The organism is Vibrio sp. Y58_MX_L22, assembly GCF_024181865.1.
Lineage (GTDB): Bacteria > Pseudomonadota > Gammaproteobacteria > Enterobacterales > Vibrionaceae > Vibrio > Vibrio alginolyticus.
Genome location: NZ_JAMZAN010000006.1, coordinates 261,007 through 271,387 on the forward strand (window position 1 = coordinate 261,007; position 10,381 = coordinate 271,387).

General features: G+C 45.6%; 8 protein-coding genes. 6 read left to right on the forward strand and 2 right to left on the reverse strand.

Translation table 11 applies throughout. From position 1 onward, the window contains the following. The first annotated feature begins 106 nt into the window (after positions 1–106). Positions 107–1,486: an ATP-dependent RNA helicase DbpA gene (gene dbpA / locus NL626_RS15935; protein ID WP_154204877.1), complete on the forward strand. Its 1,380-nt coding sequence runs from the start codon at positions 107–109 to the stop codon at positions 1,484–1,486. Positions 1,487–1,539: 53 nt separating this feature from the next. Here dbpA and NL626_RS15940 read toward each other — a convergent pair whose 3' ends face one another. Both NL626_RS15940 and cpdB read right to left on the reverse strand, forming a co-directional pair. Next, entirely contained in the window at positions 1,540–2,118 is a 579-nt protein-coding gene (locus tag NL626_RS15940) for a Crp/Fnr family transcriptional regulator (RefSeq protein WP_017820293.1), read from the reverse strand. A gap of 97 nt (positions 2,119–2,215) precedes the next feature. After that, positions 2,216–4,177: a 2',3'-cyclic-nucleotide 2'-phosphodiesterase gene (gene cpdB, locus NL626_RS15945; protein WP_195723064.1), complete on the reverse strand. Its 1,962-nt coding sequence runs from the start codon at positions 4,175–4,177 to the stop codon at positions 2,216–2,218. Positions 4,178–4,452: 275 nt separating this feature from the next. Here cpdB and cobA point away from each other — a divergent pair, with 275 nt between their 5' ends. The 5 genes from cobA to cysC all read left to right on the forward strand — a co-directional run bounded on the left by cobA (position 4,453) and on the right by cysC (position 10,363). After that, positions 4,453–5,328, forward strand: a complete 876-nt coding sequence (cobA, locus tag NL626_RS15950; protein WP_031780800.1) for a uroporphyrinogen-III C-methyltransferase — start codon at positions 4,453–4,455, stop codon at positions 5,326–5,328. A 59-nt stretch (positions 5,329–5,387) separates the two neighbouring features. Further along, positions 5,388–6,296, forward strand: coding sequence for a sulfate adenylyltransferase subunit CysD (gene cysD, locus NL626_RS15955; RefSeq protein ID WP_005379592.1), 909 nt, complete (start codon positions 5,388–5,390; stop codon positions 6,294–6,296). Between the two features lie 18 nt (positions 6,297–6,314). Then, a complete protein-coding gene (gene cysN / locus NL626_RS15960) occupies positions 6,315–7,745 on the forward strand; it encodes a sulfate adenylyltransferase subunit CysN (RefSeq protein WP_017633444.1) in 1,431 nt (476 codons plus the stop codon). Positions 7,746–7,996: 251 nt separating this feature from the next. Beyond that, on the forward strand, positions 7,997–9,721 hold the full coding sequence (locus tag NL626_RS15965) for an SLC13 family permease (protein WP_005379596.1): 1,725 nt from the start codon (positions 7,997–7,999) through the stop codon (positions 9,719–9,721). Between the two features lie 24 nt (positions 9,722–9,745). Next, positions 9,746–10,363 carry an adenylyl-sulfate kinase gene (gene cysC / locus NL626_RS15970; RefSeq protein ID WP_005379598.1) on the forward strand — a complete coding sequence of 206 codons (618 nt, stop codon included), beginning with the start codon at positions 9,746–9,748 and terminating at the stop codon, positions 10,361–10,363. Positions 10,364–10,381 lie beyond the last annotated feature (18 nt).

Sequence of the window (10,381 nt, forward strand, 5' to 3'; positions counted from 1 at the left end):
ACTTTGTTTTGAGCTCATACTCATTAACAAAGGTTAATTAGCACTGGTTTTCCCACCAAATCTGGTGATAATGTGCCCTCTTTCCATCTCACCTGAGGATATCCCCGTGAGCAAACAAACATTCGATCAAGTTGGGCTGAACCCAGCGTTACTCGCCACACTTGATTCCCTGAACTATACCCACATGACGCCAATTCAAGCTTTGAGCTTGCCTGCAATCCTAAAACATCGTGATGTCATCGGGCAGGGTAAAACGGGCTCAGGTAAAACCGCTGCATTTGGTTTAGGGGTTTTATCGAACCTCAACGTCAAACGCTTTCGTGTCCAGTCATTAGTATTGTGTCCAACACGTGAGCTTGCAGACCAAGTAGCGAAGGAAATTCGTACTTTAGGTCGCGGCATTCATAATATTAAAGTGCTTACTCTCTGCGGTGGGATGCCAATGGGGCCACAAATTGGTTCGTTAGAGCATGGTGCGCATATCCTAGTTGGTACTCCTGGTCGTATTTTGGATCACCTTGAAAAAGGCCGAATTGATCTTAGCGAACTGAATACCTTGGTGCTAGATGAAGCTGACCGCATGTTGGACATGGGTTTCCAAGACGCATTAGATGCAATCATCGATGCAGCGCCAAAGCAGCGTCAAACTCTACTTTTCAGTGCTACTTTTCCAGAAAAAATTGAGCAAATTGCGCAGCGTATAATGCAGACACCGGAAGTGATTAAGGTGGAATCGACGCATGATACCTCAAGCATTGCGCAGTACTTCTATAAAGTTGAAGGCTCGGAAGCACGTGATGAAGCGTTGTCGAATTTGCTGCTGACTCACCAGCCAGAGTCCGCGGTGGTTTTTTGTAATACCAAAAAAGAAGTGCAAAGTGTCGCAGATGAGTTGCATCACAAAGGATTCAGCGTTATCGATATCCATGGGGACTTAGAGCAGCGTGAACGCGACCAAGCATTGGTGCAGTTTGCTAACAAGAGTGTGTCTATCCTTGTTGCAACAGACGTTGCGGCGCGTGGTTTGGACGTTGATAATCTTGATGCTGTCTTTAACTTTGAGCTATCGCGCGATCCTGAGGTTCATGTGCACCGTATTGGTCGTACAGGTCGTGCGGGTAGTAAAGGTTTAGCGTTCAGCTTTTTTGGTGAGAAAGACGGTTTACGTGTAGCTCGTATTGAAGAATACCTAGAGATGGACGTGGTACCAGCAACATTGCCTGCCAAATCAAATCAGCAGCCATACCAAGCGAAGATGGTGACGATTAACATTGATGGCGGTAAGAAACAGAAAGTACGACCGGGTGATATCTTAGGTTGTTTGACAGGAAAAAATGGTATTCCAGGCTCTCAAGTCGGAAAGATCCACCTATTCCCTGTACGCGCTTATGTTGCCGTCGAAAAGTCTGTGGCTAAAAAGGCTCTACAGACCATTAGTAACGGCAAGATGAAAGGGCGCCAATTCCGGGCGCGAATTCTTAAATAGCTCAAATAGCAGAGAAAAAGCTCTTCGTTTGAAGAGCTTTTTCTTTTTTGAGTTTATTTGAGAGTGTGATCTTTGGTTAAGCGTGCTTTGATTCGACTCAAACTGATTGGCGTAATGCCCAGGTAGGCCGCAATTTGACTATCGGTAATACGTTGCTTTAAATCTGGGTAATGAGCGCAAAATAATTGATATCGTTCTTCTGGAGAGTAGAGCAACATAAAGCGTTCTTTGTTCTCTTTATTAACCAGTTGGTTTTCGAGTAGCTTTAAGTAAATGGCGTGCTTTTCTGCTCGCCAGTGATGCAACGTTTCAATTGGCAAGCAAAATAGCTGACAAGCGCTCAGCGTTTCCAATAAGTAAGGCGAAGGTTGGTCCTTTATTATGCTCTCAAACCCGATAACCCAGTCCTTCTCCCAATAAAATTCTTTACTGAATTCTTTGCCGTGCTCAGTAAGATAGCTTGCGTGGCATAACCCCTCAATGATGAAGTAAAGGTGTGAGCTAAACTCCCCTTGGTGATTAAGAATGTGGCGTGTAGGCAGTTCGAGTAACTCACCATTTTCAATAAGTTGGTTTGCTTCTGTCTCTAAAAAGCCATGTTTGACTAAGTCTGAAAAAAGATCGCTGTGCATGTGATAACTCAGAAACGGTTTTCTTTATTTTAACGGGTTTTATTGGTAACAAAAAAGCGGCTCATGAGAGCCGCTTAGTGTTGTTGTCAAATCAACCTTATTTATTCAGATCGATTTGATAAATTGCGAAACCAATGTCGTCTGTTGACACGCGTTTCATTGGGTATTGTCCTTTCTCTTTGATGAACTGCGCCGCTTTATCGCTAGGGGAGGTTTCGAAACGAATATCTAGCTTGTTATCGGACTTAATCGGTGCGAAAGACCAGTTGTTGTCAGCGCTTGGTGTCACTTCTCCTTTTTCTTCACTCACGCGAGAAATATAAGTGGCGACGACAGAGCGGTTTTCATCTGGTGCGTCAAACGCAATGAAATCTGGGCCTGTACCAGGGAAAGTATTGCTATAAGCACGGTAGTTATTGGTTGCGATGATGAAATCTTGCTTCGGATTGACAGGCTTACCATTGAACGTCAGGTTCACAATACGCTGAGAATCTGGATTAATCACTTTACAATCCGCATCGTACTTCGGCGGTTGGGTAACGTCGATTTGGTAGTTAACCCCATCAATAACATCGAAGTTGTAAGTACGGAAATTATCCCAATCAATCAAAGATTGCGGTTTAGGATTGTTGATGTCGATGTGGTTGAATTGACCCGCACTGCACTCTAGCCATTCGCGAACTTCTTTACCTTTCACTTTCATCGCAACCAAGGTGTTTGGATATAAGTAAAGATCGGCCGCATTACGGAAGGTGAGCTGACCGGATTCTACTTCTGTAAAGTTATTCGGATCGTTCTTACGACCGCCGACTTTAAATGGTGCTGCCGCACTCAGTACTGGAATGTCAGAAAGGTCTGGGTCGCCTTGAATAAAGCGTTCTACGTAGTCTTTCTGAGCAAGGTTAACGATTTGAATGGTGGGGTCGTCCTGCACTAATGCCAAGAAGCTGTACATGACATCATTTGCTTTGCCGATTGGTTGGTTTACAAATTCACGAGTGCCTTTGTGATCTTCTTCTAACGCTTTCACAATATCTGCATCGGCTTTAGCTAATGACTTCTTATTTACTTTATCGAAGATAGGGCGTGCTTCTGCTTGGCCTTCGACGACTTGCCATCTGCCGTCTTTCTCTTTCAGCATCAAATCCATCACACCTACGTGACTTCCCCAGCGGCCCGGCATCACGGACGTTACACCATTGATGGTCCCTTTATCTATATCAACACCAGGTAGGTTTGCGAAGTCTTTCCCTGGGAAGACGGCGTGAGAGTGGCCAAAAGCAATCGCATCAATACCTTCAACTTCTGTGAGGTAGTAAACAGAGTTTTCAGCGCCTAGCTTGTATGGATCAGTAGAAATGCCCGAGTGTGGAATCGCCACAATCACGTCTGCGCCTTCTTTCTTCATTTGAGGAATCAGTTTCTCAGCTGTTTCCTTAATGTCTTTAGCAAAGACTTTGCCTTCTAAGTTTTTCTTGTCCCACACCATAATTTGTGGTGGTACAAAGCCGATGTAACCCACTTTTATTTGATGCGCTTCGCCGTTTGTGTCTGTAAATGTGTGAGTTTTGATGAGGTAAGGCTTGAAGTAATGCTCACCGGTTTGTTTATCAAATACGTTTGCATTGATGTAAGGGAAGTTTGCCCCCTTCAACGTCGTTTGTAGGAAATCTAAGCCATAGTTGAACTCATGATTGCCAATGTTGCCCACATCGTAGTCTAGCTGGTTCATCGCTTTGTAGACTGGGTGCACGTCGCCGGGATTAATCCCCTTTGCCGCCATGTAATCGCCCATTGGGCTGCCCTGAATTAAATCACCGTTATCTACTAGTACTGTGTTTTCTGTCTCGGACTTAGCTTGTTTCACTATTGTCGCTGCGCGACTTAAACCGATTTGCTGTGATGGTTGGTCTTTGTAGTAATCGTAATCCATCACGTTGGTGTGAATGTCGGTGGTTTCGATAATACGAAGCTTGATGGTATCGGCCATTGTTGGGCCAGCAAGCGTTAGCATGCCACTTAAAACTGCGAGGGAAATAGGATGAACTGCCACTTTCATTTGGTGCTCCAATTCAATGATAAGGGGAAATCGTACTGCGTAATGTATCAAACACAGGTGCAACTCGATGATAAAGATACAGAAAACTGTGAACATTAATCAGTTTACTGAACCTTATTCATATTAACCGCCGACTTTTTCACGCTTTTGAATGAGACCAAACAAAAACTTCTTAGCAGATTTTTGAATAAAAAATGAAATTTTAGAATTTCAGGTAATATAAACGCCCCGCCATAATGCTTGCATAACGATATCAATGGACGATGAGCAAGCACATGGCAACGAACGATTCAGTCACTTCTTTTCCTAAACCAAAGCCCCGGTTAGTTTCTGACAACCCAGTCGCTGGTGTTACTCGTTTTGCAAAGCAATCGCTACAGCCTGGTGAAGTTGCCTTAGTAGGTGCAGGACCAGGCGATCCTGAACTTCTGACGGTGAAAGCACTGAACTGCTTGCAGCAAGCTGACGTGGTTTTGTACGACTACTTGGTGTCTGAAGAAATCATGGCATTGATTCCAAGCGATACGATTTTGGTGTGCGTTGGGAAGCGAGCTGGGCATCACAGTGTGCCGCAGGAGAAGACGAATCAGCTTTTGGTGGATTTTGCCAAGCAGGGCTACAAAGTAGTGCGCATTAAAGGTGGGGATCCGTTTGTATTCGGTCGTGGTGGTGAAGAGTTAGAAGTGCTTGCTGATGCCGGCGTTCGTTTTCAAGTTGTCCCTGGCATTACCGCAGCAGCTGGCGCAACCGCTTATGCTGGTATTCCACTGACTCATCGTGATTATGCGCAATCGGCCATCTTTGTGACTGGCCACTTGAAAGAAGAAAGTGATGAGATGGATTGGTCCACGTTGGCGCGTGGGAATCAGACTTTAGTGATCTACATGGGGCTGATGAAATCACACTATATTCAGAATCAACTCATTAAGCATGGTCGTTCAGCGTCGACTCCGATTGCCATTATTGAGCGTGGCACGCAGATTCAACAAAAAGTATTTACGGGAGAACTCTCCCAACTCTCTGATTTATCGAAGGAAGCACAGTCGCCATCTTTGATTGTTGTCGGAGAGGTTGTGCGACTGTCTCAAAAGTTAGACTGGTTTTTGTCTAGTACTGAATTCAACAAAAGTGCTATTGCCAACTCCATATAATTTCAGACCAAAGATTAGAGACGTAATGCGCCTTCAAGCTTAAAAAGGAAATACAAAACATGGACCAACAACGTTTAACTCACCTTAAACAACTCGAAGCGGAGAGTATCCACATCATCCGTGAAGTTGCGGCTGAGTTTGATAACCCAGTCATGATGTATTCGATTGGTAAAGACTCATCAGTGATGCTGCACCTTGCGCGTAAAGCTTTTTACCCAGGTAAGATTCCATTTCCATTGCTGCATGTCGACACCGATTGGAAGTTCCGCGAGATGATTGAATTTCGTGATCGCACCGCGGCCAAATACGGTTTTGAGCTTTTGGTACATAAGAATCCAGAAGGTCTAGCCATGGGCTGTAGTCCGTTTGTTCATGGTTCTTCTAAGCACACTGACATCATGAAGACTCAAGGCTTAAAACAAGCGCTGAACAAGTACGGTTTTGATGCGGCCTTTGGTGGTGCGCGCCGCGACGAAGAGAAATCACGGGCGAAAGAGCGCGTGTATTCATTCCGCGATAAGAACCATACATGGGATCCTAAAAACCAACGTCCTGAGCTATGGAAGACGTACAACGGTCAGGTTAATAAGGGTGAGAGCATTCGTGTATTCCCGCTGTCTAACTGGACTGAGCTTGATATCTGGCAATACATCTATTTAGAAAACATCGAGATCGTGCCGCTTTACCTCGCGGACAAACGCCCAGTTGTTGAACGCGATGGCATGCTGATCATGGTTGATGATGATCGTATGGAGCTTCAACCGGGTGAAGTGATTGAAGAGAAGAGTGTGCGCTTCCGTACCCTTGGTTGTTATCCATTGACCGGGGCCATCGAGTCTGAAGCAAACACTTTAACTGGCATTATTGAAGAGATGCTGGTGGCAACGTCGAGTGAGCGCCAAGGCCGAGCGATCGACCACGATCAGTCAGGATCGATGGAGCTTAAGAAACGTCAAGGTTACTTCTAAAGGATCTAAGGAAAGATAATGAACAGTGCAGTTGAAGCTCAATTAGCCGAGCTTGGTATCGAAGGCTATTTAACACAACACCAGTACAAGTCGTTACTTAGATTCTTGACTTGTGGCTCGGTGGATGACGGTAAAAGTACATTAATCGGTCGCTTACTCCATGACTCAAAACAAATTTATGAAGATCAGCTAGCGGCAGTGCATTCAGACAGCCAACGTGTGGGTACCACGGGTGAAAAGCCCGACCTTGCGTTGTTGGTCGATGGCTTACAAGCTGAGCGAGAGCAGGGGATCACGATTGATGTGGCTTACCGCTATTTCTCGACGCAGAAACGTAAATTCATCATTGCAGATACTCCTGGACACGAGCAGTACACACGTAACATGGCTACAGGCGCATCGACATGTGACTTAGCTGTGATTCTGGTTGATGCACGTAAGGGCATTCTCGATCAAACTCGTCGTCACTCTTTCATTTCCAACCTTTTGGGTTTGAAGCACTTTGTTGTGGCGATCAACAAGATGGACTTAGTGGATTACTCCCAAGAGCGCTTTGAAGAGATCCGCGATGAGTATCTGAAGTTCTCTGAGAATCTGACAGGGGATATTGATATTCAAATCATCCCGATCTCAGCGCTTGAAGGGGACAATGTGGTGGATAAAGGCCAAAACCTGACTTGGTTTAAAGGCCCATCATTGCTTGAGCTTCTTGAAACGGTCGATGTGGATCAAGAAAAAGGCGCGGGTGAATTCCGCTTCCCTGTGCAATACGTTAATCGTCCTAACCTCGATTTCCGTGGTTTTGCGGGGACCATTTCTTCTGGTTCGATCAAAGTCGGTGATGCCATTAAAGCATTGCCATCGGGTAAAACGTCAACTGTGGCTCGTATTGTGACCTTTGATGGTGATATCGAAGAAGCTCGTGCCGGATTAGCTGTCACTCTGACGCTAAGCGATGAGATCGATATTAGCCGTGGAGATTTGATTGTTCTAGATAATGCTCAAGTGGAAACCACAAACCATTTGCTTGCCGATGTGGTGTGGATGACAGAGCAACCCCTGCAACCGGGTCGTGACTATGACATCAAAATCGCAGGTAAGAAAACCGTAGGTCATGTTGAAGCGATTCGTCATCAATATGACATTAATAATCTCTCGACTCATAGCTCGGCAGAGCTGCCATTGAATGGTATTGGTTTGTGTGAATGGTCTCTTAATGAGTCAGTCGCGCTGGACAATTATCAAGACTGTGCAGATACCGGTGGCTTTATCATTATCGATCGTCTGACAAACGTGACGGTTGGTGCTGGCATGGTTAAAGAGAGCCTCGCCGTGGTTGAGCGCGATTTGACGGACATCTCTGCGTTTGAAGTTGAGCTTAATGCGCTTGTCCGTAAACACTTCCCACACTGGGAAGCAAAAGACGTCAGCCAGTTTCTGAAAAAGTAACTGGCTTACCCAAGTACGATAATTTCAGGCTCTGTCTGCTGTTGTACTTGGGGCGTCGCTACCTAACTGAATTGCGAAATGTCGTTAGGTATTCTCCTAATACCAGAATGCTTCGGTGGAGCCCAAGAAAACCGAGCATTCTGATGTTCTTTTCGCTTGCGCTGATTTTTGTCTGTTTACTCGTTTGTCGGTGTTTCATGGATAAATGAGTCGTTGTTGTGCCCTTTGGGGCTATTTGGTAAGGAAAGGCTATGTGGGAACAAGGGTTTGTGTTAGCGATTTTGCTTGGCATTATCACTTGCTTGCTTGTCACGAAAATTAAGCCTAGTTACGTCTTTGCGGGTGCCGCTTTTATTGCATTCATGGCTGGGATGATGGATTCAGCCACTATCGCATCCAATTTTACCAACTCTTCATTGTTAACCCTGGTTCTATTGATTCTTGCATCCTGTGCTCTAGAAAAAACACTGCTGATCAGTTGGGTGAGCCGAAGTATCTCTGAGGGCCAGTTAGGCAGCGTGATTGCTAAGCTCGGTGTGTCGACCGCCTTGCTTTCTTCATTTACGAATAATACCGCTGTGGTTGTCTCATTGATTGGGGCGATTAAGCGTAATCAGCAGCATGCACCTTCGAAATTACTTATTCCCTTGTCTTACGCCGCCATTTTTGGTGGCACGTTAACTTTGATTGGTACGTCGACTAACTTAATCATCAACAGCTTTGTCGAAGACGCAGGCTTACCGAGCCTGAGCTTTTTTACACCTACGATGATAGGTTTGGCTGTGCTGGTGGGAGGGATGCTGATTCTTATCCCACTGAGCTACTTGCTACCGAATTATGATGATCAAAACCAAGAAGATTTACCTTACTTTCTTGAGTCTCGCGTTGAGCCTGGATCACCGCTAGTTGGGCGTACGATCAGCGAGAATAATTTACGTGCGCTGCGCAAACTGTTTCTTGCAGAAGTGGTGCGCGATGGTGTTACTGTTTCTTCTGTGGGACCGGATTTTGTGCTCAATGCAAAAGACCGCCTGTTATTTTGTGGCGATGTTGAGAGCGTCGCGACCCTGCAAGAAATTCCGGGCCTCAAGTTGTTTGGTCAGCAGCACTTAAATGGGCAAAACTTTATCGAAGTTGTGGTGAGCTCGTCGGCGACATTTTGCTACAAAACCCTCAAAGAGAGCCGATTCCGCGACCGATTCGATGCCGTTGTTGTGGCGATTCGCCGAGGCCACGAACGCCTAGAAGGTGGCTTGGGTAGCATTACCTTAGCGCCAGGAGACACGTTAGTTCTGGTTCCAGGAAAGCGTTTTGAGTCTGAACGCCGAGCTCATCGTAAAGAGTTTGTTTTAGTGCATGACTTGGACTCTAGCGCTCGGCTTGATACGAATAAGTCTTCCATTGTATTACTGGGCTTTGCAGCCGTAATTGGATGCGCTCTATTAGAGTTAGTACCGATTATTAAAGGTCTAGCTGCGTACCTTATCGCGCTTATTGCGTTTGGTATTGTGCAGATTTCAGAACTGCGCCGCCGTTTTCCGATCGATATCGTCGTGATTGTCGGTTCCGCTTTGTCTATTGCTCAACTGATGATCTCTTCTGGATTGTCAGAAAGAATGGGAGTGATGTTTATTGAAGCGTTTAATGGCTGGGGAGTATTTGGTGCCTTGGTGGCGACTTATATCATGACATTGGTACTCACTGAATTGGTGACAAACAATGCCGCGGCTGCGCTTTCTTTTCCTATCGGCTATAGCATGGCGGTGGGTTATGGCGTGGATCCGATGCCATTCATCATGGCGGTTTTGTTCGGCGCGAGTGCGAGCTTTATCTCTCCCTACGGTTACCAAACTAACCTGCTGGTGTACAGCGTAGGAAATTACAAATTGACCGACTACGTGAGAATTGGAGTGCCAATTTCGATTGTGTACTCTGTATTAGTACTTACTTTGATCCCGGTCTTTTTCCCGTTTTAATTCCGATATTTACAAGGATACGTTATGACTGCCGAAACGACGGTAAAAGATGAAAACATTGTTTGGCACCAGCATTCGGTTGATAAACAGTTTCGTGCTGAATTAAAGAAGCAAAAACCTGCCGTATTGTGGTTCACTGGTTTATCTGGAGCGGGTAAATCAACCGTAGCAGGGGCGTTGGAAAATCGCCTTGCAGCATTGGGTTACCACACCTATTTATTGGATGGTGACAATGTACGACATGGTTTGTGTAGCGATTTAGGTTTTTCTGAACAGGACCGTCGCGAGAACATTCGTCGTATTGGTGAACTGGCGAAGTTGATGGCAGATGCGGGTTTAATTGTTCTGTCGGCGTTTATTTCACCGCATCGTGCAGAGCGGAAGTTAGTACGCGATTTATTGCCAGAAGGCGAGTTTATCGAAGTGTATGTCAATGCATCTCTAGAGGTTTGCGAAGGTCGAGATCCTAAGGGTTTATACCGTAAAGCCCGTGCGGGAGAGATTCCTAATTTCACTGGTATTGATTCGGAATATCAAGCGCCAGAGAACCCTGAAATCGATTTGCCCGCGGGAGAAAAGAGTGTCGATGAGCTGGTGGATTTGTGCTTAATCGATCTTAAACAACGCGGTGTGATCCGATAAAAAAGCATTTAGATCATA